This window comes from Streptomyces sp. NBC_00525 (assembly GCF_036346595.1).
Taxonomy (GTDB): domain Bacteria; phylum Actinomycetota; class Actinomycetes; order Streptomycetales; family Streptomycetaceae; genus Streptomyces.
Window position 1 is genome coordinate 3,222,056 of record NZ_CP107834.1, and the last position, 24,622, is coordinate 3,246,677.

General features: G+C 72.6%; 23 protein-coding genes. 12 read left to right on the forward strand and 11 right to left on the reverse strand.

Annotated features, from left to right (window positions below):
* Positions 1–52: 52 nt before the first annotated feature.
* Entirely contained in the window at positions 53–478 is a 426-nt protein-coding gene (locus tag OG710_RS14130; protein WP_111329795.1) for a pyridoxamine 5'-phosphate oxidase family protein, read from the reverse strand.
* A gap of 88 nt (positions 479–566) precedes the next feature.
* Entirely contained in the window at positions 567–1,226 is a 660-nt protein-coding gene (locus OG710_RS14135; protein WP_330239646.1) for a response regulator transcription factor, read from the reverse strand.
* Positions 1,227–1,566: 340 nt separating this feature from the next.
* On the opposite strand from OG710_RS14135, the gene pdhA reads away from it, so the two are divergent.
* From pdhA to OG710_RS14150, 3 genes are read left to right on the forward strand one after another with little or no spacing between them, the layout of a single operon-like run.
* Complete coding sequence (gene pdhA / locus OG710_RS14140; RefSeq protein WP_111329799.1) at positions 1,567–2,727, forward strand: pyruvate dehydrogenase (acetyl-transferring) E1 component subunit alpha; 1,161 nt, start codon at positions 1,567–1,569, stop codon at positions 2,725–2,727.
* 2 nt (positions 2,728–2,729) lie between these two features.
* Entirely contained in the window at positions 2,730–3,710 is a 981-nt protein-coding gene (locus tag OG710_RS14145) for an alpha-ketoacid dehydrogenase subunit beta (RefSeq protein ID WP_330239647.1), read from the forward strand.
* Between the two features lie 12 nt (positions 3,711–3,722).
* Positions 3,723–5,165, forward strand: coding sequence for a dihydrolipoamide acetyltransferase family protein (locus OG710_RS14150; RefSeq protein ID WP_330239648.1), 1,443 nt, complete (start codon positions 3,723–3,725; stop codon positions 5,163–5,165).
* A gap of 67 nt (positions 5,166–5,232) precedes the next feature.
* On the opposite strand, the gene OG710_RS14155 is transcribed toward OG710_RS14150, so the two are convergent.
* Positions 5,233–6,948, reverse strand: a complete 1,716-nt coding sequence (locus tag OG710_RS14155) for a serine/threonine-protein kinase (protein ID WP_330239649.1) — start codon at positions 6,946–6,948, stop codon at positions 5,233–5,235.
* A 162-nt stretch (positions 6,949–7,110) separates the two neighbouring features.
* On the opposite strand from OG710_RS14155, the gene OG710_RS14160 reads away from it, so the two are divergent.
* Positions 7,111–7,677, forward strand: a complete 567-nt coding sequence (locus tag OG710_RS14160; protein WP_330239650.1) for a hypothetical protein — start codon at positions 7,111–7,113, stop codon at positions 7,675–7,677.
* A gap of 11 nt (positions 7,678–7,688) precedes the next feature.
* Here the strand turns inward: OG710_RS14160 and OG710_RS14165 are convergent, their stop codons facing one another.
* Together OG710_RS14165 and OG710_RS14170 are read right to left on the reverse strand one after the other, a co-directional pair.
* Positions 7,689–7,976, reverse strand: a complete 288-nt coding sequence (locus OG710_RS14165) for a putative quinol monooxygenase (protein WP_330239651.1) — start codon at positions 7,974–7,976, stop codon at positions 7,689–7,691.
* A gap of 24 nt (positions 7,977–8,000) precedes the next feature.
* Positions 8,001–9,056: an aldo/keto reductase gene (locus OG710_RS14170; protein ID WP_330239652.1), complete on the reverse strand. Its 1,056-nt coding sequence runs from the start codon at positions 9,054–9,056 to the stop codon at positions 8,001–8,003.
* 175 nt (positions 9,057–9,231) lie between these two features.
* Between OG710_RS14170 and OG710_RS14175 the strand changes: the two genes are divergently transcribed.
* Positions 9,232–10,116 carry a helix-turn-helix transcriptional regulator gene (locus tag OG710_RS14175; protein ID WP_330239653.1) on the forward strand — a complete coding sequence of 295 codons (885 nt, stop codon included), beginning with the start codon at positions 9,232–9,234 and terminating at the stop codon, positions 10,114–10,116.
* A gap of 296 nt (positions 10,117–10,412) precedes the next feature.
* Here the strand turns inward: OG710_RS14175 and eno are convergent, their stop codons facing one another.
* Positions 10,413–11,705, reverse strand: a complete 1,293-nt coding sequence (eno, locus tag OG710_RS14180) for a phosphopyruvate hydratase (protein WP_330239654.1) — start codon at positions 11,703–11,705, stop codon at positions 10,413–10,415.
* A 195-nt stretch (positions 11,706–11,900) separates the two neighbouring features.
* Here eno and OG710_RS14185 point away from each other — a divergent pair, with 195 nt between their 5' ends.
* Complete coding sequence (locus OG710_RS14185) at positions 11,901–12,323, forward strand: MarR family winged helix-turn-helix transcriptional regulator (RefSeq protein WP_330239655.1); 423 nt, start codon at positions 11,901–11,903, stop codon at positions 12,321–12,323.
* A 68-nt stretch (positions 12,324–12,391) separates the two neighbouring features.
* Here OG710_RS14185 and OG710_RS14190 read toward each other — a convergent pair whose 3' ends face one another.
* Positions 12,392–12,940, reverse strand: coding sequence for a DUF1062 domain-containing protein (locus OG710_RS14190; RefSeq protein WP_330239656.1), 549 nt, complete (start codon positions 12,938–12,940; stop codon positions 12,392–12,394).
* A gap of 309 nt (positions 12,941–13,249) precedes the next feature.
* On the reverse strand, positions 13,250–14,149 hold the full coding sequence (locus OG710_RS14195) for a D-alanyl-D-alanine carboxypeptidase family protein (protein WP_199563924.1): 900 nt from the start codon (positions 14,147–14,149) through the stop codon (positions 13,250–13,252).
* A gap of 280 nt (positions 14,150–14,429) precedes the next feature.
* Here OG710_RS14195 and OG710_RS14200 point away from each other — a divergent pair, with 280 nt between their 5' ends.
* The 4 genes from OG710_RS14200 to OG710_RS14215 all read left to right on the forward strand — a co-directional run bounded on the left by OG710_RS14200 (position 14,430) and on the right by OG710_RS14215 (position 17,358).
* Positions 14,430–14,750 carry a hypothetical protein gene (locus OG710_RS14200; RefSeq protein WP_330239657.1) on the forward strand — a complete coding sequence of 107 codons (321 nt, stop codon included), beginning with the start codon at positions 14,430–14,432 and terminating at the stop codon, positions 14,748–14,750.
* A 23-nt stretch (positions 14,751–14,773) separates the two neighbouring features.
* Positions 14,774–15,280 (forward strand): GNAT family N-acetyltransferase, encoded by a 507-nt coding sequence (locus OG710_RS14205; protein ID WP_330239658.1) that lies wholly within the window; start codon positions 14,774–14,776, stop codon positions 15,278–15,280.
* A gap of 63 nt (positions 15,281–15,343) precedes the next feature.
* Positions 15,344–16,051: a GntR family transcriptional regulator gene (locus OG710_RS14210; protein ID WP_443064256.1), complete on the forward strand. Its 708-nt coding sequence runs from the start codon at positions 15,344–15,346 to the stop codon at positions 16,049–16,051.
* The gene (locus OG710_RS14215; protein WP_330239659.1) at positions 16,048–17,358 is read left to right on the forward strand and encodes an MFS transporter; all 1,311 of its coding nucleotides are present in this window, start codon (positions 16,048–16,050) and stop codon (positions 17,356–17,358) included. The genes OG710_RS14210 and OG710_RS14215 overlap by 4 nt, the downstream gene beginning before the upstream one ends.
* An 82-nt stretch (positions 17,359–17,440) precedes the next feature.
* Here the strand turns inward: OG710_RS14215 and OG710_RS14220 are convergent, their stop codons facing one another.
* Positions 17,441–18,265 (reverse strand): maleylpyruvate isomerase family mycothiol-dependent enzyme, encoded by an 825-nt coding sequence (locus tag OG710_RS14220; protein ID WP_330239660.1) that lies wholly within the window; start codon positions 18,263–18,265, stop codon positions 17,441–17,443.
* Between the two features lie 178 nt (positions 18,266–18,443).
* Between OG710_RS14220 and OG710_RS14225 the strand changes: the two genes are divergently transcribed.
* On the forward strand, positions 18,444–19,229 hold the full coding sequence (locus OG710_RS14225; protein ID WP_330239661.1) for a carbon-nitrogen family hydrolase: 786 nt from the start codon (positions 18,444–18,446) through the stop codon (positions 19,227–19,229).
* A gap of 64 nt (positions 19,230–19,293) precedes the next feature.
* On the opposite strand, the gene OG710_RS14230 is transcribed toward OG710_RS14225, so the two are convergent.
* A complete protein-coding gene (locus tag OG710_RS14230) occupies positions 19,294–19,785 on the reverse strand; it encodes an LURP-one-related/scramblase family protein (protein WP_330239662.1) in 492 nt (163 codons plus the stop codon).
* Between the two features lie 64 nt (positions 19,786–19,849).
* On the opposite strand from OG710_RS14230, the gene OG710_RS14235 reads away from it, so the two are divergent.
* Positions 19,850–21,673, forward strand: a complete 1,824-nt coding sequence (locus OG710_RS14235; protein ID WP_330239663.1) for an NHL domain-containing thioredoxin family protein — start codon at positions 19,850–19,852, stop codon at positions 21,671–21,673.
* On the opposite strand, the gene OG710_RS14240 is transcribed toward OG710_RS14235, so the two are convergent.
* Positions 21,659–24,523 (reverse strand): AfsR/SARP family transcriptional regulator, encoded by a 2,865-nt coding sequence (locus OG710_RS14240; protein ID WP_330239664.1) that lies wholly within the window; start codon positions 24,521–24,523, stop codon positions 21,659–21,661. The two genes, OG710_RS14235 and OG710_RS14240, sit on opposite strands and share 15 nt — an antisense overlap.
* Positions 24,524–24,622: the final 99 nt, after the last annotated feature.

The window sequence follows — 24,622 nt, forward strand, 5'->3', positions numbered from 1 at the left end:
GGGGAACCGGTGGGGAGGCTACAGATGAGCGCGACACGCTTCAAATGTTAGATCACGCTGCGTTGCGGATCTGCTGGCTTGCGTGGAAGTCCAGAGTGTGCACGGTGACGAAGTGAGGCTCTAGCCAAAGGTACGAGGGCGCGAACGGCTCGCCGTTCACCTCGATCGGCGGCGGCCCGAAGCGCTCGCGCTGGGCGGGGGTCGGCTCGACGACCCGGGCCGGGCCGGTGAACTGCACGGACCACAGGTCCTCGGTGCCCACGGGCGCGGTGTTGAAGTTGTCCGCGCCGTACGCCACGACCGCGCCGTCACAGGCGCCGTGATGGCCGAGGCCGCTGTGCATCCGGAGCACGACGCGGCCGTCGATGACGATGTGCCGGGCCACGGTCAGGATCGGGAGGGCCCGCATGCTGGTCGCCAGCCGGCCGTAGGGGACCCGGCCGAGCAGGTCGATCGCGTGGAGTTCCTCGTGGGACATGCCTCCACTGTCGGCCACCCGTGTGGAGCGGATAAGAGGCCGGGGCCCCGGTTCCGCCGGGACCAAAGTCCCGTTCCGCGCGCAGGGCTCAGCGCTTCTCCGCCTGGAGCCGGGCCACGTACGCGGCGGCCTGCGAGCGGCGCTCCATGCCCAGCTTGGACAGCAGGCTGGACACATAGTTCTTGATCGTCTTCTCGGCGAGGTGCAGCCGCTCGCCGATCGCCCGGTTGGTCAGGCCCTCGCCGATCAGGTCGAGGATGCGGCGCTCCTGGTCCGTGAGGGTCGCCAGCTTCTCGTCGCCCCGGCCCGCCTTGCCGTCGCGCAGCCGCTCCAGCACGCGCGCGGTGGCGACGGGGTCGAGCAGCGACTTCCCGGCCGCCACGTCCCGTACCGCCGCCAGCAACTCGTTGCCCCGGATCGCCTTGAGCACATAGCCCGCGGCGCCCGCCATGATCGCGTCGAACAGCGCCTCGTCGTCCGCGTACGAGGTCAGCATCAGGCAGTTGATCGAGTCGTCCCGCGAGCGGATCTCGCGGCAGACCTCCACCCCGCTGCCGTCCGGCAGCCGTACGTCGAGCACGGCCACATCCGGGCGGACCGCCGGAATCCGCACCAGCGCGTCGGCCGCCGTGCCGGCCTCGCCGACCACCTCGATGTCGTCCTCCATCGAGAGCAGCTCATGAACGCCGCGCCGGACGACTTCATGGTCATCGAGCAGAAATACGGTGATTTTTCCTTCTTCGCGCACAATCGCAGTCTCACACACTCGCCCCTTCCCTGCCGCTGCCGGGCGGGATAACGTGCCGTTGTTCCGGCGGCCTGCGAGGCTGTGATCAGTGCTGTGACCAGCGAGCCTTCCCGAATTCCTCGATTTACTTGGATATCCAAGCAAAATCGCAGGTCAGGAAGGGTTTCGCAGTTACGCGAAGCACTGGGTAACGTGCCTTGGACAGGGCGCTCGCCGGGGCACCTGTCACGCCTGTTTCCCGGACCGAGCGGCACCCACCCCGTGCACGGGTACGGACACAGGCGAGCCGCACTGGTCTCCCGGCAGACCCCGGGGGCCGGACCGACGGAGGAGCACGCACGTGACCGTGGAGAGCACTGCCGCGCGCAAACCGCGACGCAGCAGCAAGCGGACCAGCGCCGCGAAAACGCCCGCGAAGGCGCCGGAGGGTTCCGCACCCGAGCTCGTACAGCTGCTGACGCCCGAGGGCGAACGCGTCGAGCACCCGGACTACTCGATCGACCTGACCGCGGAAGAGCTGCGCGGTCTGTACCGGGACATGGTCCTCACCCGTCGCTTCGACGCCGAGGCCACCGCCCTCCAGCGTCAGGGCGAGCTGGGCCTGTGGGCCTCCCTGCTCGGCCAGGAGGCCGCCCAGATCGGCTCCGGCCGGGCCCTGCACGACGACGACTACGTCTTCCCGACCTACCGCGAACACGGTGTGGCCTGGTGCCGGGGCGTCGACCCGACCAATCTGCTCGGCATGTTCCGGGGCGTGAACCACGGCGGCTGGGACCCGAACAGCAACAACTTCCACCTGTACACGATCGTCATCGGCTCGCAGACCCTGCACGCCACGGGTTACGCCATGGGCGTGGCCAAGGACGGCGCGGACTCGGCCGTGATCGCGTACTTCGGGGACGGCGCCTCCAGCCAGGGCGACGTGGCGGAGGCGTTCACCTTCTCCGCCGTCTACAACGCCCCGGTCGTCTTCTTCTGCCAGAACAACCAGTGGGCGATCTCCGAGCCCACCGAGCGGCAGACCCGCGTACCGCTCTACCAGCGCGCCCAGGGCTTCGGCTTCCCCGGCGTCCGGGTGGACGGCAACGACGTCCTGGCCTGCCTGGCCGTCACCCGGTCCGCCCTGGAGCGGGCCCGGCGCGGCGAGGGCCCGACCCTGGTCGAGGCGTTCACGTACCGCATGGGCGCGCACACCACCTCCGACGACCCGACGAAGTACCGGGCGGACGAGGAGCGCGCGGCCTGGGAGGCGAAGGACCCGATCCTGCGCCTGCGCGCGTACCTGGAGAAGCAGGGCGCGGCCGACGAGGCGTTCTTCACCGCCCTGGACGAGGAGAGCGAGGCGCTCGGCAAGCGCGTCCGCGAGGCGGTACGGGCGATGCCCGACCCGGACCGGATGGCGATGTTCGACCACATCTACGCGGACGGCAACCCGCTCGTGGACGAGGAACGCGCCCAGTTCGCCGCCTACCAGGCATCGTTCGCCGAGGAGGGCGAGTAACCATGGCCGTGGCAAAGATGTCCCTCGCCAAGGCGCTCAACGAGTCGCTGCGCAGGGCCCTCGACACCGACCCCAAGGTCCTCATCATGGGTGAGGACGTCGGCAAGCTCGGCGGCGTCTTCCGGATCACCGACGGCCTCCAGAAGGACTTCGGCGAGGAACGCGTCATCGACACCCCGCTCGCCGAGTCGGGGATCGTCGGTACGGCGATCGGCCTCGCGCTGCGCGGCTACCGGCCCGTCGTGGAGATCCAGTTCGACGGCTTCGTCTTCCCCGCGTACGACCAGATCGTCACGCAGCTCGCGAAGATGCACGCCCGCGCGCTGGGCAAGATCAAGCTCCCCGTCGTCGTGCGCATCCCGTACGGCGGCGGCATCGGGGCCGTCGAGCACCACAGCGAATCGCCCGAGGCGCTGTTCGCGCACGTCGCGGGCCTCAAGGTGGTCTCCCCGTCCAACGCGTCCGACGCGTACTGGATGATGCAGCAGGCCGTCCAGAGCGACGACCCGGTCATCTTCTTCGAGCCGAAGCGGCGCTACTGGGACAAGGGCGAGGTCGACACCGAGGCCATCCCCGGCGCGCTGCACGCCGCGTCCGTCGCCCGCACCGGCACGGACCTGACGCTGGCCGCGTACGGGCCGATGGTGAAGGTCTGCCTGGAGGCCGCCGCGGCCGCCCAGGAAGAGGGCAAGTCGATCGAGGTCGTGGACCTGCGCTCGATGTCCCCCATCGACTTCGACACCGTCCAGGCGTCCGTCGAGAAGACCGGCCGCCTGGTCGTGGTCCACGAGGCGCCCGTCTTCTACGGCTCCGGGGCCGAGATCGCCGCCCGCATCACGGAGCGGTGCTTCTACCACCTGGAGGCGCCCGTGCTGCGGGTCGGCGGCTACCACGCCCCGTACCCGCCGGCGCGGCTGGAGGAGGAGTACCTGCCGGGCCTTGACCGCGTGCTCGACGCCGTCGACCGCTCGCTGGCGTACTGAGGAGAGAGGAGCGTGACCACGATGACCGACACTTCCAACGCTGCTCGCTTCCGTGAGTTCAAGATGCCCGACGTGGGCGAGGGACTGACCGAGGCCGAGATCCTCAAGTGGTACGTCCAGCCGGGCGACACCGTCACGGACGGCCAGGTCGTCTGCGAGGTCGAGACCGCGAAGGCCGCCGTCGAGCTGCCGATCCCGTTCGACGGGGTGGTGCACGAGCTGCGCTTCCCCGAGGGCACCACGGTCGATGTGGGCCAGGTGATCATCTCGGTGGACGTGGCGCCGGGCTCGGGCGACGCGCCCGCCGCCCCCGCCGCCGAGCCGGCCCCGGAGGCTCCGGCGGAGGAGCCCAAGGGCCGTCAGCCCGTGCTGGTCGGGTACGGCGTGGCCGAGTCCTCGACGAAGCGGCGGGCCCGCAAGGGTGCGGCGGCTCCGGCACAGGCGGTTCCGGCGCAGGCGGCTTCGGCCCCGGCCGCCCCCGCCCCGGTCGCTCCGGCATCTGCCGCCCCGGCCCCGGTCGCTCCGGCCCCGCAGGCCGGCGCGGACGCCCGTCCGCTGGCCAAGCCGCCGGTCCGCAAGCTCGCCAAGGACCTGGGCATCGACCTGGCGACGGTCACCCCGACCGGCGCCGGCGGGGTGATCACCCGCGAGGACGTCCACGCGGCGGCCGCGCCCGCCGCCGAGGCGGTGGCCCCGGAGCCCTCGGCGGAGCCGGCGGCTCCGGCCGCAGAGGCTCCCGTCGCCCAGCAGGGTGCCCGCGAGACGCGTATCCCGGTCAAGGGGGTGCGGAAGGCCATCGCGCAGGCGATGGTCGGCAGCGCGTTCACCGCCCCGCACGTCACCGAGTTCGTGACCGTGGACGTCACGCGCACGATGAAGCTGGTCGCGGAGCTGAAGGAGGACAAGGACATGGCGGGGGTGCGGGTCAATCCGCTCCTCGTCATCGCCAAGGCCCTCCTGGTCGCGATCAAGCGGAACCCCGAGGTCAACGCGGTCTGGGACGAGGCGAACCAGGAGATCGTCCAGAAGCACTACGTCAACCTGGGCATCGCCGCCGCCACTCCGCGCGGCCTGATCGTCCCGAACATCAAGGACGCCCACGACCTGACGCTGCCGCGGCTGGCCGCGTCCCTGGGCGAGCTGGTCGCCACGGCCCGGGACGGCAAGACGTCCCCGGCCGCGATGGCGGGCGGCACGGTGACCATCACCAACGTCGGCGTCTTCGGCGTGGACACCGGTACGCCGATCCTGAACCCGGGCGAGTCCGCGATCCTCGCGGTCGGCGCGATCAAGCTCCAGCCGTGGGTCCACAAGGGCAAGGTGAAGCCGCGTCAGGTGACCACGCTCGCGCTGTCGTTCGACCACCGTCTGATCGACGGTGAGCTGGGCTCGAAGTTCCTGGCGGACATCGCAGCGATCCTGGAGCAGCCGAAGCGGCTGATCACCTGGGCGTAAGCGCTCACGAGGGCCCGCGCGAGGTCGGCGCGGGCCCTTCGCCGTGTCCGGGGTCCGGCCGGCCGGGTCAGCGGGCCTTCCACAGTGTGCCGAGCGAGGTGACCGGGGCGTCGGCGCTGAACTGGAGGGCGTCCTCGCTGCGCTTCCCCTGGACCTCCAGCCTCCGCACCCCCACGTTCACGGGCCCCTGGCACACGTCGTCGCTTCCGGCGGTGACCGGTTCGCCCTTGAAGTGGGCGAAGGGCCCTTCGGCGTCCACGCGGTTGAGCGTCAGGCGGTATCTGCAGGTGGCGGACCCGTGGTCTTCGATATCGGCGACGAGCACACCCAGCTCGTCGCCGAGGTGGCCCCCCTTCAGTTCGAGCCGGTTGCCGTACCCGGTCCTCGAGTCGTTCCAGAGGCCGACCAGGAACGCGGGGAGCGCGGCGGCCTCGCGGTCGGGGCTCGCGGCGGCCCGGTCGGCGGTGGAGTCCGGGCTCGCGGCGGCCTTGTCGTCGTGCTGCGTCGTGATCCAGCTGACGAAGACGGAGGCGAGCAGCAGGGAGGCGGCGGCGGCGAGCCACAGCCCCGGCTTCCCGGCCCGCCCGCGCGGCTGCGGCGGTACGGGAACGGGCGGTACGGGTACGTCCGGGACGGGCGCGGCCGGTTCGCGCCGGGACGGCGGGACGGGCGGGCGCGGTGGGCGTACGGGGGCGGGGACGGCACGCACGGGAGTGCGGACGGCACGCGCGCGGGCGGTCATCGTGACGGCGTTCGGCCCGGAGCCGACCGGCCCGGAGCCGGGGCCCGCCGGCTCGGGAGTCACGGCCGTGGGCGGGTGGAGCGGCGGTGGCGGCAGTGGCGGCGGGGCCGGTACGGGGGTCGCCGGGCCGGACTCCAGCTGGAGCAGTTCGACGGCGCGGCGGCCGATCGCGTCGGCGACCTCCGGGGGCAGCCAGAGCGAGGACGGCGCCGACTCGTCGGCCAGCAGCCGTACCACCTCGGGGAGCGCCGGGCGGGCGGCGGGCTCCTTGGCGAGACAGGCCGCGATCAGTTCCCGTACGGCGTCCGGCGTGATCCCGTCGAGCTGCGGTTCGGCGTGCACGACGCGGTAGAGCAGCTGGGCGGTGCCGGCGCCGGGGAAGGGGGGCTGCCCGGCCGCCGCGTAGGCGAGGAGGGCGCCGAGCGAGAAGACGTCCGTGGCGGAACTGACGGCTGTCTCGCCGGTGACCTGTTCGGGCGCCATGAAGCCGGGCGAGCCGACGACGACCCCGGTGGTGGTGAGGTGGGTGGCGGACTCGGCGGCGCGGGTGATGCCGAAGTCGATCAGGTGCGGCCCGTCGAGGGCCAGCAGCACGTTGGACGGTTTGACGTCCCGGTGCACGAGCCCCTGGGCGTGGACGGCGCCGAGCGCCTCGGCGAGCCCGGAGCCCAGGACGCGTACGGTTCGTTCGGGCAGAGGGCCGTGGTCCGCGACGACGCCCGCGAGGTCGCTGCCGGCCACGTAGCCGGTCGCCACCCACGGCACCTCGGCCTCCGGATCGGCCGCCAGCACGGGCGCGGTGCGGCCGCCGCCCTTCTGACCGCTGACCAGCCGGGCCGCCGACACCTCGCTCGCGAAGCGCGCCCTGAACCGCTGGTCGGCCGCCAGGTGCCGGTGCACCACCTTCACGGCGACGAGCCGTCCGCCGGGGCTCCGGCCCAGGTAGACCCGGCCCATGCCGCCGTTCCCGAGTACGCCCAGCAGTCGGTACGACCCCATTTCGGCCGGGTCGTCCGAGCCGAGCGCCTCCAAAGCCGTCATCCCCACACCTCTCACGTACGCACCGGATGTGTCGTACCGCGCTGCGCGAGTCAGCTTATGGCCAGGGGGAGTTGAGCGGGATCTTTCCGTACGGAGGCGGTCTGCGGGCTACTCTGGACGCACGGGGCACTACTCACCGCAGTCAACATAGGGAGAAACGCCGTGCCTTCGACCTGCGACCCCCAGTACGCGCCCGCCGGCGACGTGAGCGCGGCCCTGCTGCTGATGGACTCCCGGCTCAAGACCATCTACAGCGACGACCGAGAGAGCGGTCCGGACGACGAACAGCGGATGCTCGTACGGAACTTCATGGCGTCCATGGGTCCCGGTGGCGCCTATGAGCTGGTGGACGGCACCTGCACGATCATCTACATGCTCATGACGTGGCTGCGCGAGTGCCACGAGGCCCATGACAAGGACGTCCTCGAATACGTGGTGCCCGGCTTCGTGGAGGCGATGAGCCGGATGACCCGGAGCGTGGCTCCCGAGGTCATCCCCACGATGGTCGGCATGGTCGTCGCCGCCGGCACGGGCCTGAGCCCCAACCTCTGGCGCATGCAGTACGGGAACTGGACCGAGGAGGAGATGGCGCCCCTGGAGGTGACCGCGTTCCTGCTCGCCGAGCAGATCAACCGCATCACGGACGACCGCGGGTTCGCGGTCCGCATGCTGGCCGACGCACTGACCCTCGCGGAGGAGGACCTCGCGGAGGAGGACGCGGAGGACTGACGGCCGCCGGTTCAGGCCGGGATCAGGCGGTGGATTTTCATTGGTTCGGCGAGGATTCGGTCGAGGACTTTGCTCGCGTGGTGGAAGTGGGGCGTGGTGAAGTGCTCCGCCAGGGCCCGGGGGCTCGTCCACTGTTCGACGATCACCATGCGGGCGCCGTCGTTGGGGTCGGCGTAGGGGCGGTAGGCGAGGCAGCCGGGCTCGTCCAGGGAGGGTTCGATCATCGCTTCCAGGGCGGTGCGGAGCCGGTCCTCCTGGCCGGGGGCGGCAAGGCACTCGGCGACGACGGTGAGGGGCATGGGTTCTCCTGAGAGGTGAGGCGGTCAGTGGCGGGCCGGGCCCGTGCCCGCGCCGGAGGTGGTGATGGCGGTCGCGATCTCCGCCAGGTCGGACGCGTCCAGCCGCACCGAGCCGGCGCCGATCCAGCCGTCGACCTGGCCGGGCTTGCGGGCGCCGACGATCGCGCCGGTGATGCCGGGCCAGGCGAGGACCCAGGCGAGGGCGATCTCCGCGACGGTGGCGCCGTGCCGCTGGGCGACGGGGCGGAGCGCGTCCACGAGCCGGAGGTTGGCCGGCAGCCCGGTGGTGAAGTCACTGTGCACGGCCCGCCAGTCGTCGGCCGGCAGCGTGGCGGCCCGCTCGGCGGAGAACGCGCCGGTCAGCAGCCCGGACTGGAGCGGCGAGTACACGATGACGCCCGTGCCGTGAGCGTGCGCCCAGGCGATCTCGTCGGCGGCGGAACGCCGGATCGCCGAGAACGGCGGCTGCACGACGTCGACGTGGCTGATCCGCTCCGCGGCGGCCAGCTGCTCCGGCGAGTGGTTGGACAGGCCGATGGCCCGCACCTTGCCCTCGGCCTTGAGGTCGGCCATGACCTGCCAGTACTCCTCCAGCGGGGTGGCGTTCGCGGAGACCGGCCCGTTGCCCTCGCCCACGTACTCCAGGGACTCGCCGGTGTCCGGCCAGTGCACCTGGTACAGGTCGATCCGCTCGACGCCCAGCCGGCGCAGCGAGTCCTCGATCTCCCGGCGCACACTGTCCGGCCGCATGATCCGGCGGGGCGCGGCCGTCGGGTTGTCCGGGTCCCAGACCAGGCCGGCCTTGGTGAAGAGGTACGGGCGTTCGCCCTCCGGGAGCGGGGCGACGGCCTTGCCGACCAGCTCCTCGGAGTGGCCCAGGCCGTACACGGCGGCCGTGTCGATCCAGTTGACGCCCGAGTCGATCGCGTGCCGGATGGCGGCGATCGACTCGGCGTCGTCGGTGGGGCCCCAGCCGAACTGCCAGCCGGAGCCGGACACCGCCCAGGAGCCGAAGCCGAGACGGCTGATCTCCATACCGGTGGTGCCGAGGGGAAGAGCGGGAAGAGGGGTGCCGGTCATGGTCGAGTACTCCTCGTGGAAAGGGGGTTGGTGTGGTCGCCGCCGGGTGGAACCGTTCCGGCGCAACCCACTCTGGGCACCCGCAGCCTCCCCGCCCAGTGGCATCCCGTGCCTGGGCACGGCATGACCAGGCACGGCACGGTCACACGGCCGGAGCGCCGGGGATACTGGCCCCATGGCACTGGACAGGCGTGCGGAGTTGGGCGAATTCCTGCGGTCCCGGCGAGCCCGGCTCAGCCCCGCGGAGGCCGGACTTCCGGATTACGGCGGTCAGCGCCGGGTCCCCGGACTCCGCAGGGAGGAGCTGGCCCGGCTGGCCGGAGTGAGCGTGGACCACTACGTCCGCCTGGAGCAGGGGCGCACTCTGCACTTCTCCGAAGCGGTGCTCGACGCCGTCGCCCGTGCCCTGCGCCTGAGCGAGGTGGAGCGCGGGCACCTGTACCGGCTGGCCCGGCCGTGGTCGGACGCGGACCGGCCGGGGCAGGAGCCGGGGACCCAGCGGGTGCGGCCGGGGCTGCGCCGGCTGCTGGAATCGGCGGCCGACGTGCCCGCGTACATCGTCGGGCGCAATGTGGACGTGCTGGCGTGGAACGGGCTCGCGGCGGCGCTGATCACCGACTTCGGGGCCCTGCCGCCCCGGCAGCGGAACCTCGCCCGGCTGGTGTTCCTGGACGAGGGGACGCGCAGCCTGTACGCGGACTGGCGGGTCAAGGCCGGCGATGTGGCCGCGTACCTCCGGCTGGACGCCGGGCGCCATCCGGGCGACCCGAGCACCGCGGAGCTGATCGAGGAACTGTCGGCCGCCGGACCGGAGTTCCGGGAGCTGTGGGCGGAGCACCGGCTCAAGGACAAGACCCACGGCCGGTATCTCTACCGGCACCCGGTGGTCGGCGAACTGGACCTCGGCTTCGAGACCCTGCGCCTCCCCGACGACCCGGACCAGGCGCTCGTCGCGCACACGGTGGAGGAGGGCTCCCCGTCGGAGACGGCGCTGCGGCTGCTGGCCGCGTGGACCCGCGAGAACCTCCCGGCCGGCCGGGCCGCGTCCGGCGGGAGCTGAGGCGCCGGCGGCGGCGTCGGGCCCTGGTGTTCGGGTCCGGGTCAGTGGCCTCCGCCGCGGTGGTCGTCCCTGCGGCCCCCGGTGAACGAGCTGATGATCCACACGATCAGGAGGACGAGGAAGACGACGACGATGATGGTCGGAAGCGCACTCACGATCTGGTCCTCCCACGGACGCGTGACTCGGTGATCCTCAAGTGCCGCCCCTGCGGGCGGTGTTGAGGGGCACGGAGTCTACGCGCGGCCCCGGGGGCCCACCAGGGCCGTACACCGGTCCTTCACCCCTGCCCGATCCCGTCACACGATGTGCGCACCGGCACCGCGAAAGGCGTTGCCCGCGTAGCGGGCGGACTCGCCGAGTTCCTCCTCGATGCGGATCAGCTGGTTGTACTTGGCCGTGCGGTCCGAGCGGGACAGCGAGCCCGTCTTGATCTGGCCGCAGCCCGTGGCGACCGCCAGGTCCGCGATCGTGGTGTCCTCGGTCTCGCCGGAGCGGTGCGACATGACGACCGTGTAGCCCGCCCGGTGCGCGGTGCCGACCGTCGCCATCGCCTCCGTCAGCGTGCCGATCTGATTGACCTTCACCAGGATCGAGTTGGCGACCCCGGTCGCGATGCCCTCGCGCAGCAGCGCGTCGTTGGTGCAGAACACGTCGTCGCCGGTGAGCTGGCAGCGGTCGCCGACGCGGGCGGTCAGCTCGCGCCAGCCCGCCAGGTCGTCCTCCGCCATCGCGTCCTCGACCGACACGACCGGGTAGTCGTCGATCAGCTTCACCAGGTGGTCCGCGTGCTGCGCCGGGGTGCGGCGTACGCCCTCCCCCGCGTAGTCGTAGACGCCGTCCCGGAAGAACTCCGACGTCGCCGGGTCCATGACCAGCCCGATGTCGGTGCCCGGCCGGTATCCGGCGCGTTCGACGGCCGCCACGACGAAGTCCAGGGCCTCCTCCGCCGTACGGAGGGCGGGCGCGAAGCCGCCCTCGTCGCCGACGCCCGTGGAGTGGCCGGCGGCGAGCAGGTCGCGGCGCAGGGTGTGGAAGATCTCGGAGCCCATCCGGACCGCCTCGGCGAAGGTGGCGGCGCCGATGGGGGCGATCATGAACTCCTGGAAGTCCAGCGGATTGTCCGCGTGCGCGCCCCCGTTGACGATGTTCATCATCGGGACGGGCAGCAGCCGGGCGTCCGACCCGCCCAGGTAGCGGTACAGCGGCAGGCGGTGGGCCGCCGCCGCGGCCTTGGCCGCTGCCAGGGAGACGCCCAGGATCGCGTTGGCGCCCAGCCGGGCCTTCGTGGCCGTGCCGTCCGCCGCGACGAGCGCGGCGTCCAGCCCGGCCTGGTCCTCCGCGTCGCGGCCGACGACGGCCGCGGTCAGCTCGGTGTTGACGTGGTGCACGGCCCGGTCGACGCCCTTGCCGTGCCAGCGGGCCGGGTCGCCGTCGCGCAGTTCCACGGCCTCGCGGGCGCCGGTGGACGCCCCGGAGGGGACCGCGGCCCGGCCCAGCGACCCGTCGGCGAGACGTACGTCCACCTCGACGGTCGGGTTGCCCCTGCTGTCCAGGACGCGGCGGCCGGTGACGGAGGTGATGGCGGTCATGGGAGTGGTCCTTCCCGTTGTCGCGTGCCGCGGTCCGGCTGCGACGACGGTGGCGCGGGACCCGGCTGAGACCGACTCTACAGCAATGCTGTTCAGTTTGACTGAGAAGCTGTGCTGAACAGTTCTGCTGCGCAGTACGGGCTGATCAGTGCGCTCTGCGCGGTTCCGCTCCGTGACCCCGCGTTAAAGTTCGGTATGCCCCTCCCGGAATCCGCCGCCATCGCCGCCGAGCTGCGTACAGCGATGGGCAAGCTCACCCGCCGCGTGAAGCTTGAGGACCAGATGCCGCTCGGCCAGGTGGCCGTTCTCGGCGAGCTGGACCGCAACGGCGCCATGACCACCAGCGAGCTGGCCGCCGCCCAGCGCGTGCGGCCGCAGTCGATGGCGCGTGCCGTGGGGCTGCTCATGGACCAGGGGCTGATCACCCGGCGCGCCCACCCCACGGACGGCCGCAAGAGCCTGGTCGAGCTGTCGGGCGCCGGGCGCGCGCTCCTGGAGGAGGAGCGGGAGCGCCGGGCCGACTGGCTGGCCCGCGCGATCGACGCGGAACTGAGCGAGGAGGAGCGCGCGTTGCTGTTCCGCGCGATCACCCTCGTGGGGAGGCTCGCGGCGCACTGACGGCCCGCGCGGGTACGGGGTTCCGTACTTGCGCGGGACGGGGCGGGCCCCCGCCCCGCGCGACGCCCTCAGCGCTTGAGCAGGAAGCCGAAGTCGTTCGACGTCCGGCCCGTCAGGCGCGCCGGGGAGACGAGTCGCCCCTCAGCGAGCAGGCGTTCCGCCTCGGCGCGGGAGAGGCCGAAGCCGTCCGCTATCAGCCGGAGCGGGCGGACGGCTATCGGCGCCCCGAAGCGCACCGACACCTCGACGGCCCCCCGGTCCGGCGGGGCGTCGTCGCCCGTGTCCAGGCGCCAGGCGTCCGTCCAGTCGAGGGCGATGTGGTTGCGGCGCCGCACGACGCCGTCCTGGAGGAGTTCGGCCGCCAGGGCCGGGTCGTTGGCGTGCATCCGGTCCAGCAGTTCGGGCCGGATCGAGCGGACGTGGGCCCGCTCCAGGATCGTGATCCTCGTGGTGTCCCCGCACCCCGTGCAGAGCGCGAGGAGCCAGGCGTCGAGCAGCTTGTGGTTCGCGTTGACGCGGAACTTGCCGTGCGCGCGGAAGCCGGCGGGCCCGCAGGCGGGGCAGCGGCGCAGGACGAGGGGCAGACGGGTGGGCACGACGGCCCAGTGGATGAGCACAGGAGTACACCGGTTTCAGGTGAGAAATCCGCAGCGGTAAGCAGCGCGGCGCACAGGCGCGACGCGCGACAGATCAGCAGTGGGGAGGTCTCACGCGATGTACAACGGACGCCCTTTCCGGGGACGGCGGATGGCGGGCGCCGCCGGCGACGGCTTGGCCCGGCGAGCAAGGTAGCGGTGCGCCGAGGCGCCGTTCCACCGGTTTTCCGGCGGTTTTCCGGCGGGGGCGCCGGGGCCGCCGGGGGCGTCGGGAGCGCGAAAGGCCCCGCACGCGGTGGCGTGCGGGGCCCTGTCCGACTCGCGTACCGGCTACTTCTTGAAGCCGTAGTCCATCAGCTTCTTCGCGTCCGACGTGCGGTTCGCCTCGGAGGACGAGGTCAGGACCGTGCCGATGACGGTCTTGCCCTTGCGGGTCGCGGCGAAGACCAGGCAGTACTTGGCCGCCGGGCCCGAGCCCGTCTTCACGCCGATCGCGCCGCTGTAGCTGCCCAGCAGCTTGTTCGTGTTGGTCCACGACATGTAGCGGTAGCCACCGCTCTTCGTCGTGACCTTCTGCTTCGTCGACTTCGTCTTCACGACCGTGCGGAACGTGGAGTACTTCATCGCGCTGCTCGCGAGCTTCGTCAGGTCGCGCGGGGTCGAGTAGTTGGACCCGTTCCCTATGCCGTCGAACGAGTCGAAGTGCGTGTTCTTCAGGCCGAGCGACTTGGCGGTGCTGTTCATCTTGCCGATGAACGACTTCACGCGCGCCGCGCGGGTCTTGCCGGAGCCGAACTTGTCGGCCAGCGCGTAGGCCGCGTCGCAGCCCGAGGGCAGCATGAGGCCGTAGAGCAGCTGGCGAACGGTGACCTTGTCGCCCACGATCAGCCGCGCCGAGGAGGCGCCCTTGGCGACGATGTAGTCGCTGTACGCCTTCTGGATCGTGACCTTGGAGTCCAGGTTCAGGCCCTTCTGGGCCAGCACCACGCGCGCGGTCATGATCTTCGTCGTCGAACCGGTGGAGCGGCGGGTGTCCGCGGCCTTGGTGAACAGCGTCTTCCCGGTGCCGTTGTTCATCACGAAGCCGCCCTTGGCGACGATCGAGGGCGCCTTCGGCGTGGCGGCCTGTGCCGTGGAGGCGAAGGCGCCACCCGCGATGAGGGCGCCCGTCGTGAGGGCCACCGTGGCGGTGGCGGATGCGCGCCGTATGCCCTTAATGCCGAGTTTCAAGTTAAACGCTCCAAATGCCCCTGGAATGCGGCCACATGAGGTACCGCCGCGCTGATAAGACGAGTGATCCCGCCCCTTGGTTGTGGTCCCCGAGGGGGTGATTTTTTACGACATCCGGGGGCCGTCGCGGGGCTCGTGGTGTGCGTGGGGCGCTGACGTGCCGTGGCCAGGGGCTACCATCGGCGTCACATCCGAGCCCCCGTTGGCACGGGGGCCGGCGGGCCGGCCCGGCGTACCGCAGCGACAGGTGCGCCGAGCGCCCCGGAGGCCGGAGGTAACCGTGGACGATGTCGTGCGTGCGCAGGAGTCCGTCAGGGCATACGGCGAGCTCCTCGCCCTCGCCGAGCGCCTGGAGGCGCTGCGGCAGTTGGGGGACGACGGGGTCGAGGCGCATACGACGGCCGCACTGCACGCGGTCCGGTTCGCCGCGACGATCCTGTGGCGGACCGTGCCGGACGTGCCGGCGCCGCCCCACGACCAGGACGACGAGCGGCTGCTCGAACTGGCCGCGCAGTGGCGCGAGGCGGCGCTCGGCCTGGGCGACTTCGCACCGCAGCGCCCGGTGCTGAGGCTGGTGGAAAACGACGGGCCCTCCGCGTAGGGGCTGGGATAGCGTCCCCCGGCATGACCCCTTCCCCTGCCCTGCGCAGCGAACGCCTGGTCCTCGAACCGTATGTGCCCGCCGACGAGGAGGACTTCGTCGCCCTCTTCCTGGACACCCGGGTCTCCCGCTGGATCGGCGACGGCCCCGAGCCCGAGGAGAGCTGCCGCGCCCTCTTCTCCCGCATCTTCACGCATGTGTACGAGCCGGGCGCCTTCGACGTCTGGGCCGTGCGCAGGGACGGCCGGATGGTCGGGCACGCGGAGATCAAGCCGTCGAAGGCCGTCGGGGGGCATGAGCTGATCTACGCCCTCGCGCACGAGGCCTGGGGCCAGGGCCTCGGCACCGAACTCGCGCGCAGGATCGTCGCGTACGGATTCGAGGCGCTGGGGCTGGACCAGGTGCACGCGACGGTGGCGGAGCCGAACGCGGCCTCGCTGGCCGCCCTGCGGAAGGTCGGCTTCCGGCACGTCCGGGACATCGCCGAGGAGGACGGCACCACCACGCTCCTGCTGACCTGCGAGCGGTAGGGCCGCCGCCCGCATCGTGGACCGGGGCGGCGCTTGCGTACATGTTGTATCTATGCTGTGTGCATGCCTGCCCCCGCACCCTCCGCTTCCCCCGCACCTTCCGCGATGCCCACGCCCGCCGCTCCGCCCGCCAAGCGACCGCCGGCCGCCGAGCGCGTCTACACGCACGTCAAGGACGCCGTCCTGGCCCGCCGCTACGAGGGCGGCACGCTGCTGACCGAGGGCGGCCTCGCCGAGGCGGTGGGGGTCTCGCGGACGCCGGTGCGCGAGGCGCTGCTGCGCCTGGAGGTCGAGGGGCTGATCAAGCTCTACCCGAAGAAGGGCGCCCTGGTGCTCGCCGTCTCCGCGCAGGAGATCGCGGACGTGGTGGAGACCCGGCTGCTGGTCGAGGAGTTCGCGGCCCGGAAGGCCGTGCCCGCGCCCCCGCAGCTCATCGCCCGCCTCGAAGCGCTCCTGGAGGAGCAGCGGCGCCACTCCGAGGCCGGTGACCTGGCCACCGTCTCCGTGAAGGACCGCTGCTTCCACGCCGAGATCGTCCGGCACGCGGGCAACCAGATCCTGTCCCGCCTCTACGACCAGCTGCGCGACCGCCAGCTGCGGATGGGCGTCGCCGTCATGGAGGCCCACCCCGACAGGATCGCCGCCAACATCGCGGAGCACGGCGAGCTGCTGGAGGCGATCCGGGGCGGTGACGCCGAGGACGCCGCCCGGGTCGTGCGCCGCCACGTCGGCCGGGTCAAGGCGCTGGTCATGGGTGGTGGGGACCGTTGAGTTCCGCCGCCGCGCCCACGCTGCCCCTGCCCGGTGACCCGCCGGGCGGCCGGCGCGCCGTCTGGGTCTGGGGCATCGGCGTCGCCGTCTACTTCGTCGCCATCATCTTCCGCACGAGCCTCGGCGTCGCCGGGCTCGACGCCGCCGACCGGTTCGGCGTCAACGCCTCGGCGCTCTCCACCTTCTCCATCCTGCAGCTGCTCGTCTACGCGGGCATGCAGATACCCGTCGGCCTGATGGTCGACCGGCTCGGCACCAAGCGGGTCCTCACCCTCGGGGCCGTCCTGTTCACCCTCGGCCAGCTCGGCTTCGCGCTCTCCCCCTCGTACGGCACGGCGCTCGCCTCCCGCGCGCTGCTGGGCTGCGGCGACGCGATGACGTTCATCAGCGTGCTGCGGCTGGGTTCGCGCTGGTTCCCGGCCCGGCGCGGACCGCTGATCGGCCAGGTCGCGGCCCTGTTCGGGATGGCGGGCAACCTCGTCTCGACCCTGGTCATCGCCCGCGCCCTGCACGGCTTCGGCTGGACGGCCACCTTCGTCGGCAGCTCGCTGGCCGGAGTCGTGGTCCTGGTGCTGCTCCTGCTCTTCCTGAAGGACCACCCCGAGGGGTACGAGCCGCCACCCGTGCGGCACGCCGGCTGGGCCTACGTACGCAAGCAGATCGCCGCCGCCTGGCGGGAGCCCGGCACCCGGCTCGGCATGTGGGTGCACTTCACGACGCAGTTCCCGGCCATGGTGTTCCTGCTGCTGTGGGGCATGCCGTTCCTGGTCGAGGACCAGGGGCTGGACCGGGGGACCGCCGGTGAGCTGCTGACGCTCGTGGTGCTGTCCAACATGGCGCTCGGACTCGTCTACGGGCAGGTCATCGCCCGCCACCACGCGGCGCGCGTCCCGCTCGCCCTGGGCACGGTCGGCACCACGGCCACGCTGTGGGCGGCGACGGTCCTCCACCCCGGCGACCACGCGCCGATGTGGCTGCTGATCGTCCTGTGCACGGTGCTCGGGGCCTGCGGGCCGGCCTCGATGATCGGCTTCGACTTCTCCCGCCCGGCCAACCCGCCGGAGCGCCAGGGCACCGCGTCCGGCATCGTCAACATGGGCGGCTTCATCGCCTCGATGACCACCCTGCTGGCCGTCGGCGTCCTGCTGGACGCGACCGGCGACGACTACCGGGTGGCGTTCTCCTCCGTCTTCGTCCTGGAGGCGCTCGGCGTCACCCAGATCCTGCGGCTGCGCCGGAAGGCCGCCCGCCGCGAGCGCGAGACCTATGTGATCAGCCGCGTGGAAGCGGTGCACGTGCCCGTATGAGCCCGTGCGGGCCCGGAAACGGCGGCGCGCCCGTCCCCCTCGTGGGGGCGGGCGCCGCTGTGTGCCGGGGCCGTGTCCGGGGTTACGGGGTGACGGCGAAGTGCTGGAGGATCGCGTCGGCCAGCTCCTGGTCGCCCTCCGTCTTGATCCGGTCCGCGACGGCGGCGGGGCGCACCCGGCCGCAGGCCAGCCGTACGTACGTCTCCCAGTCCATGGACAGCGTGGCAGCCGGCCCGAGCGACGGAGCGACGTCCAGCGAACCGCGCCCCTCGGCATCCACCCGCACCGTGCGCAGGAACTCCAGGTCCCCGTGCACATCCAGCACGACCGCGGAGTTGGCCGGTGCCCCCGCGCTCTTGGCCACCACCTTCGGCAGCCCGGACAGCAGGATGTCGCGGGCGACCGCGGCGCCGGGGGAGTCCAGGTTGCTGGGCCGGCCCAGGGCCGTGCGCAGGTCCTGCTCGTGCACCCAGACGTCGAACGCGCGCATCCGCAGCGCCGTCTCCAGGGTCTGCTCGGCGCCCAGTGGCGCCCGCACCATGGTCTCCGGGTCCCGCGTCTCGTTGCGCAGCTGCCGGGCCCGGCGAATGATCGTGTACTCCAGCTCGGAGGTCATCTCCGGCGCGGTGTGGTGGCGCCGGACGTCCACCTGCATCTCCATGTAGCGGGCGAAGTCGCTCTGCACATGGAAGAGGTCGCGCGGCAGGGTGTGGATCGGACGCGGATCGCCGAGCTGCTCGCACTCCATGCCGATGATGTGCGAGACGATGTCGCGCACCGACCAGTTGGGGCAGGGCGTGCGGCCGTTCCACTCGCCCTCGGTGAGCGGGCCCACCAGCTCGGCTATCGACTCGATGGAGTGGGTCCAGGCGTCGGCGTAGGTCTGAAGGCTGGGATGGACGGTCACGTGACCCCTCGTGCGGTTCTGCGGTGCATGGGCAACTGGGCGCGGGCGGTCGGGCTGCGGGCTGTGGGCGGCGATTGGGTTCGATGGCTAAGTTACGCTGCGAGCAGGCACCCCGGCAGTGCTTTCGTGTGACGATCGTAGGCCGTGTCGACGGCTCGAATGCCAGGACGGTGGTAGTGTGCGCGCCTCCCTCATCCAGATCGCAGTAGACCCGGACGAAACCGTCGATTCCCGCAGGCGGCGGGCCGCCTCACTGGTCGTCGGACAACGGGGCTCGGACCTCGTGGTGCTCCCCGAACTGTGGCCCGTCGGCGCCTTCTCCTACACGGCGTTCGAGGACGAGGCGGAGCCGCTGACCGGACCGACGCACCGGGCGATGGCGGAGGCCGCCGCCGAGGCCGGGGTCTGGCTGCACGCGGGCTCCATCGTGGAGCGGGCGGACGACGGCACCCTCTACAACACCGCGCTCGTCTTCTCCCCCCGGGGCGAACGGGTCGCCGCCTACCGCAAGATCCACCGCTTCGGCTTCGACCAGGGCGAGGCCGTCATGATGGGCGCCGGCGAGGACCTGGTGACCGTCGCCCTGCCCATGACCACGCTCGGCCTGGCCACCTGCTACGACCTGCGCTTCCCCGAGCTGTTCCGGGGCCTGATCGACGCCGGGGCCGAAACCCTGGTCGTCGCCGCCGGCTGGCCCGAGCGCCGCCGCGCCCACTGGACCCTGCTCGCACAGGCCCGTGCCGTCGAGAACCAGGCGTATGTGCTGGCTGTTGGTTGCGCCGGCACCCACGCGGAGGTCCCGCAGGCCGGACACTCCCTGGTCGTGGACCCCTGGGGCGAGGTGCTCGCGGAGGCGGGCGGGGGCGAGGAGGTGCTGACCGTGGAGTTCGACGTGGCCAAGGTCGCCGCGACACGGGAGCAGTTCCCCGCGCTCAAGGACCGGTGCCTGGGCCCGACCGGATAGACCCGTCAGCCGAAGGGCCCGTGTTTCACGTGAAACACGGGCCCTTCGGCGTACGACCGCGCGGTCAGTCCTCGTGCTCCTTCTCCGCCAGCACGATCACACAGACCGCCACCGCGATCAGCAGCGCCGTGTCCGCGTCCTCACGGACGATGTCGATGCCGTAGGTGTCGCGCACGGTGAGCCAGCGGCGGGAGATCTGGGCCAGCAGCTCACCGTCGTACTCCACGGCGAACTCGCGGTCCAGGATCTTGCCGCTGACGTCCAGCTCGGTACCGTCCACCAGCGTCACGCGGTAGTGGTTGCGGAGCAGCGAGAGCCGCTTGCGCTTGATCCGGGCCAGTTGCTCGCCGTCGCGTTCGATCAGCATCGTGTCGCGCAGGCTGAGGAGCTTCTGGCGGATCTCGACGACGATGCGGCCCTGCGCGTCCTTCAGCTCGAAGGTGTCGCGCACCCGCATGGCCTTGCCGTCGACCAGGAAGACCTTGCGGCCCACCGTGTCCTCGATCCAGTAGTCGTCACCGATGCCGAGGAGGCGCTCGCGCACAAGAAGTCTCATGGCCCCCAGGTTCCCCGACCCACCGGCGGAATGCGGGGAGGCCACGGTGATGTTGACTGTTGCCATGGCAACACGTGCGCGCGTCAGGGCCCCCGAACTCGTCGGCAAGGGCGGCTGGCTCAATACAGGCGACCGGCAGTACACCCTCGCGGACCTGCGGGGACGCATCGTCGTCCTGGATTTCTGGACCTTCTGCTGTGTGAACTGTCTGCATGTCCTCGACGAGCTGCGCGAGCTGGAGGAGAAGCACCGCGACACCGTCGTGGTCATCGGCGTGCACTCACCGAAGTTCGTCCACGAGGCCGAGCACCAGGCCGTCGTGGACGCGGTGGAGCGGTACGAGGTCCACCACCCGGTGCTCGACGACCCCGAGCTGGCCACCTGGAAGCAGTACGCCGTACGCGCCTGGCCCACGCTCGTCGTCATCGACCCCGAGGGCTATGTCGTCGCCCAGCACGCCGGTGAGGGGCACGCCCACGCCATCGAGAAGCTGGTCGAGGAGCTGGAGGCGGAGCACGGCGCGAAGGGCACCCTGCGCCGCGGCGACGGCCCGTACGTGGCGCCGGAGCCGGTCGCCACCCATCTGCGGTTCCCCGGCAAGGCGCTGCTCCTCGCGGACGGCGGTTTCCTGGTCTCCGACACCACCCGGCACCGGCTGGTCGAGCTGGACCCGGACGGCGAGACCGTGCGCCGGCACTTCGGAACGGGCGAGCGCGGGTTCGCCGACGGCGGGCCGGAGCAGGTCCGCTTCAGCGAGCCCCAGGGCCTCGCCCTGCTGCCCGACGGGCGGATCGCGGTCGCCGACACGGTCAACCACGCCCTCCGCGCGCTCGACCTCACCACCGGGGAGACGACCACCCTCGCCGGTACCGGCCGCCAGTGGTGGCAGGGCGCGGCCACCAGCGGCCCGGCCCGCGAGACCGACCTCTCCTCGCCGTGGGACGTCGCCTGGTTCGGCGACCGGCTCTGGATCGCCATGGCCGGTGTCCACCAGCTGTGGACGTACGACCCCGAGGACGGCACCGTAGGCGCCGCCGCCGGGACCACCAACGAGGGCCTGGTCGACGGGCCCGGCGCGGAGGCGTGGTTCGCCCAGCCGTCCGGGCTCGCGGCGGCCGGCGAGCGGCTGTGGGTCGCCGACTCGGAGACGTCCGCGCTGCGCTGGGTCGACCACGAGGGCGCCGTGCACACCGCCGTGGGCACCGGGCTCTTCGACTTCGGCCACCGGGACGGGGACGCCGGGCAGGCCCTGTTCCAGCACCCGCTGGGCGTCACCGCCCTCCCGGACGGGTCCGTCGCCGTCTGCGACACGTACAACCACGCCCTGCGCCGCTACGACCCCGCGACCGACGAGGTCACCACCCTCGCCACGGATCTGCGGGAGCCCAGCGGGGCCGTCCTGGTGGACGGCGACCTCGTCGTCGTGGAGTCCGCCCGGCACCGGCTGACCCGGCTGCGGCTGCCCGAGGAGGCGGTACGCGTCGCCGAGCGGGCCCACCGCACCCAGCGGGCGGCCACCGAGGTCGCGCCCGGCGCGCTCCGGCTCGACATCGTCTTCCAGGCCCCCGCCGGGCAGAAGCTGGACACCCGGTACGGGCCCTCGACCCGGCTGCTGGTCTCCGCCACCCCGCCGGAACTGCTGGCCTCGGGCGACGGCGCGGGCACCGACCTGTTCCGCGACCTCGTCCTCGCGGACGGCGTCACCGAGGGCGTCCTCCACGTCTCCGCGATGGCCGCGTCCTGCGACGACGACCCGGCGAACGAGTACCCGGCCTGCCATGTCCACCAGCAGGACTGGGGCGTCCCGGTCCGCGTCACGGAGGGCGGGGCCGCCCGGCTGCCGCTGGTGCTGGCCGGCCTGGACGAGGACGGGTCAGGCGTCGGCTGACAGGCGGCGCGCCGCCTCGTCCCGGCGGCGCACGTAGTCCGGGCTCGCTGTGACGCGCAGCAGCGCCTCCAGGGCCCGGACCGCGCCCTCGTCGTAGCCCGCGCGCTCCGCCTCGGACGCGGCCTCGTCCAGGAGGCGGATGCCCTCCTCCTCCGCGCCGAGGGCGAGACGCGCCTCCCCGCTGACGGAAAGCAGCAGCACCCGGCGGGCCGCCTCCTCCTGCTCGGGGCCCAGGTCGAAGGCGGTCCTGGCGGAGTCCAGGGCGTCCTGCGGCCGGCCCGCCGTGAGCTGCATCCGGGCCAGGTGCTGGAGCGCGAGCATCTCCGTATGGGCGTCGGGCTCCTCCCGTGCCAGCTCCAGCGCCCGTTCGCAGCTCTCCATCGCCAGTTCGAGGTCCCCCTGCTCGGCCTGCACGATCGCCAGGTTGACCAGCGCGGTCGCCTCGCCGAGCCGGTCCCCGCACTGCCGCGCGAGACCGGGCGACGGATCGAGCACGGCGACGGCCTCACCCGTCCTGCCCTCCTCCGTCAGCACCCAGCCGAGCAGATTGCGGACCCGTGATTCGGCGTACGGGTCCTTGAGGTCGAGGGCCGCGGCGAGGGCCAGCTCCAGCATCGGCGTCCAGCCGTCCCGGACCCGCCACACCATGTGCGGCCACTGGAGCAGGATGATCCGCCAGGCCCGGTCGTCGAGCCCGGCGGCCCTGGCGGCCGCGGCGGCCAGGGTCAGGTCCTCGCGTTCGGCGGCCAGCCACCGCATGGCCGCCGTCCGGTCGGTGAAGTCCCGGATCGCGGCCGGGGCGCGGTAGCCGTCGGGCAGGACGAAGCAGGGCTCGCCGCCCGGTTCCGCCGTGTCGGCGGCCGCGAGCGCGGTGGCGATGTAGTGGTCGAGCACGCCCCGGAGCGCGTCCGGCCCGGCCTCCGGGTCGAGCCCGCGCGCGTACAGCCGGACGAGATCGTGCAGTATCCAGCGCCCCGGACCGGCCTCCGTGACCAGATGGGCGGCGGCGAGCCGTTCCAGCGCGGCCCCGGCGGTGACCGGGTCGCTCCCGGCGAGCGCGGCGGCGGTGTACGGGTCGAAGTGGCTGCCCGGGTGGTGGCCGAGCCGGCTGAGGTGGTGGACGGCGTCCGCCGGCAACTGCTGCACGGTGAGCCGGAGCGCGGCGGAGACGCCGGTGTCCTCCACGTTCAGGTACGACAGCCGGCTCCGCTCGTCCGCGAGTTCGTCGGCCATGGCGGCCAGCGTCCACTGCGGCCGGCCGGCCAGCCGGGCCGCCGTCACCCGCAGGGCGAGGGGCAGTCCGCCGCACAGTTCGGCCAGCCGCCCTGCCGCCACCGGTTCGGCCAGGACCCGTTCCTCGCCGAGGACCCCGGCGAGCAGCGCGGTGCCGTCCGGCGGCTCCAGTATGTCCAGCGGGACGGGGACGGCGGCGTCCGAGGCGATGAGCCCCTCCAGCCGATGCCGGCTGGTCACCAGCGTGACGCAGTCCGCCCCGCCCGGCAGCAGCGGCCTGACCTGCGCCGAGGCGCGGGCGTTGTCGAGCACGACGAGCAGACTCAGCCGGTCGGTCAGCGACCGGAACAGGGCCGCCGCGCCGGCCGCCGACTCCGGGACGCGGCGGGGCGCCACCCCGAGCGCGAGCAGGAACTCCCGCAGCACCTCCAGCGGGGTCGGCTCGGCGGTGTCCCCGAACCCGCGCAGATCGGCGAACAGCCGCCCGTCCGGGAAGGCGGCGGGGGACCGGCGTGCCCAGTGCAGCGCCAGCGCGGTCTTGCCGACCCCGGCGGGCCCGGTGACCAGGCACACGGGCGCCTCCCCGGCGGCGGCCCGGGACAGGGCGGTCAGCTCGGCGCCGCGCCCGTGGAACCCGCGCGGGGCACGGGGCAGCAGATCGACGGCCTGCGCGGCCGCGAGGACGGGCGCCGCCGCGAGCGCGGCTCCCCCGTAGGGCACGGCGGGTGCGGCTGGGGCGCCGGGCCCGTGGTCCCCGGCCTCCGCGCCGGTCGTGTCGGGGGCATTGGCGGCGTCGGGCGCCTGCGGGCCGGGGGCCACGGGCCCGGCGGCCACCGCTTCGGGCGCCCCGGCGGGCTCCGTGCGGCGGACCGGGCCCTCGTCGCCCCGCAGGATGCGGGCGTACGCGTCGGCCAGTTCGCGGCCCGGATCGATGCCCAGTTCGTCGGCCAGCAGGCGGCGGGTCCGGTGGAAGCAGTCCAGCGCTTCGGACTGGCGGCCCGAGCGGTACAGGGCCGTCACCAGGCCCGCCGCCAGGGATTCGCGCAGCGGGTGGGCGACCGACTCCGCGCGCAGGACCGCCGCCGCGCGGTGGTGCTCGCCCAGCTCCCCGTACGCACGGGCCAGTTGCTCGACCGTCGAGAGCCGGGACTCCTCCAGCGCGTGGGCCGCCGCCTGCAGGGGGGCGCTGGCGTAGGTGCCGGTGAGAGCGGGGCCCTCCCACAGCGACAGGGCCTCCTTCAGCATCAGCACCGTGTCCGCGGGGCCCCGCTGCTCGCGGGCCAGCATCAGCAGTTCCTCGAACCGCTGGGAGTCCAGCAGTGTCTCCGGCACCCGGAGCACATACGCGTCCCCGAGCGTCGCCAGCTCGACCCCGTACGCCTCCGCGTCCGCGTCCACCAGCAGAGCCCGCAGCCGGGAGACATGGCCCTGGATCACCGTCCGCGCGTGCAGCGGCGGTTCGTCGTCCCACAGGCAGTCCGTCAGCCGGGCCATCGATACGGGGGTGTTGGCGTGCAGCAGCAGGGCGGCGAGCAGACTGCGGCGCTTGGCGGGGCCGAGCGGCAGCGGACCGGTCAGCGTGTCCACACAGACGGTGCCGAGCAGCCGGAACTCCACGAGCGGCTTCCCTCCCGGGTTGGACGCGCCCGGTGCCGGGTCACGGGCAAGAGCCCAGAATATCGGGGAGTCCGGCGCGGCGTTCCGGGGGTATGGCCG

Excerpts from the sequence above, each read along its gene's own strand:
- OG710_RS14130 (WP_111329795.1), bottom strand. The coding sequence starts at position 478 with ATGTCCCACGAGGAACTCCACGCGATCGACCTGCTCGGCCGGGTCCCC.
- OG710_RS14145 (WP_330239647.1), top strand. The coding sequence starts at position 2,730 with ATGGCCGTGGCAAAGATGTCCCTCGCCAAGGCGCTCAACGAGTCGCTG.
- OG710_RS14155 (WP_330239649.1), bottom strand. The coding sequence starts at position 6,948 with ATGACGGCTTTGGAGGCGCTCGGCTCGGACGACCCGGCCGAAATGGGG.
- OG710_RS14165 (WP_330239651.1), bottom strand. The coding sequence starts at position 7,976 with ATGCCCCTCACCGTCGTCGCCGAGTGCCTTGCCGCCCCCGGCCAGGAG.
- OG710_RS14170 (WP_330239652.1), bottom strand. The coding sequence starts at position 9,056 with ATGACCGGCACCCCTCTTCCCGCTCTTCCCCTCGGCACCACCGGTATG.
- OG710_RS14175 (WP_330239653.1), top strand. The coding sequence starts at position 9,232 with ATGGCACTGGACAGGCGTGCGGAGTTGGGCGAATTCCTGCGGTCCCGG.
- eno (WP_330239654.1), bottom strand. The coding sequence starts at position 11,705 with ATGACCGCCATCACCTCCGTCACCGGCCGCCGCGTCCTGGACAGCAGG.
- OG710_RS14185 (WP_330239655.1), top strand. The coding sequence starts at position 11,901 with ATGCCCCTCCCGGAATCCGCCGCCATCGCCGCCGAGCTGCGTACAGCG.
- OG710_RS14205 (WP_330239658.1), top strand. The coding sequence starts at position 14,774 with ATGACCCCTTCCCCTGCCCTGCGCAGCGAACGCCTGGTCCTCGAACCG.
- OG710_RS14210 (WP_443064256.1), top strand. The coding sequence starts at position 15,344 with ATGCCTGCCCCCGCACCCTCCGCTTCCCCCGCACCTTCCGCGATGCCC.
- OG710_RS14230 (WP_330239662.1), bottom strand. The coding sequence starts at position 19,785 with ATGAGACTTCTTGTGCGCGAGCGCCTCCTCGGCATCGGTGACGACTAC.
- OG710_RS14235 (WP_330239663.1), top strand. The coding sequence starts at position 19,850 with ATGGCAACACGTGCGCGCGTCAGGGCCCCCGAACTCGTCGGCAAGGGC.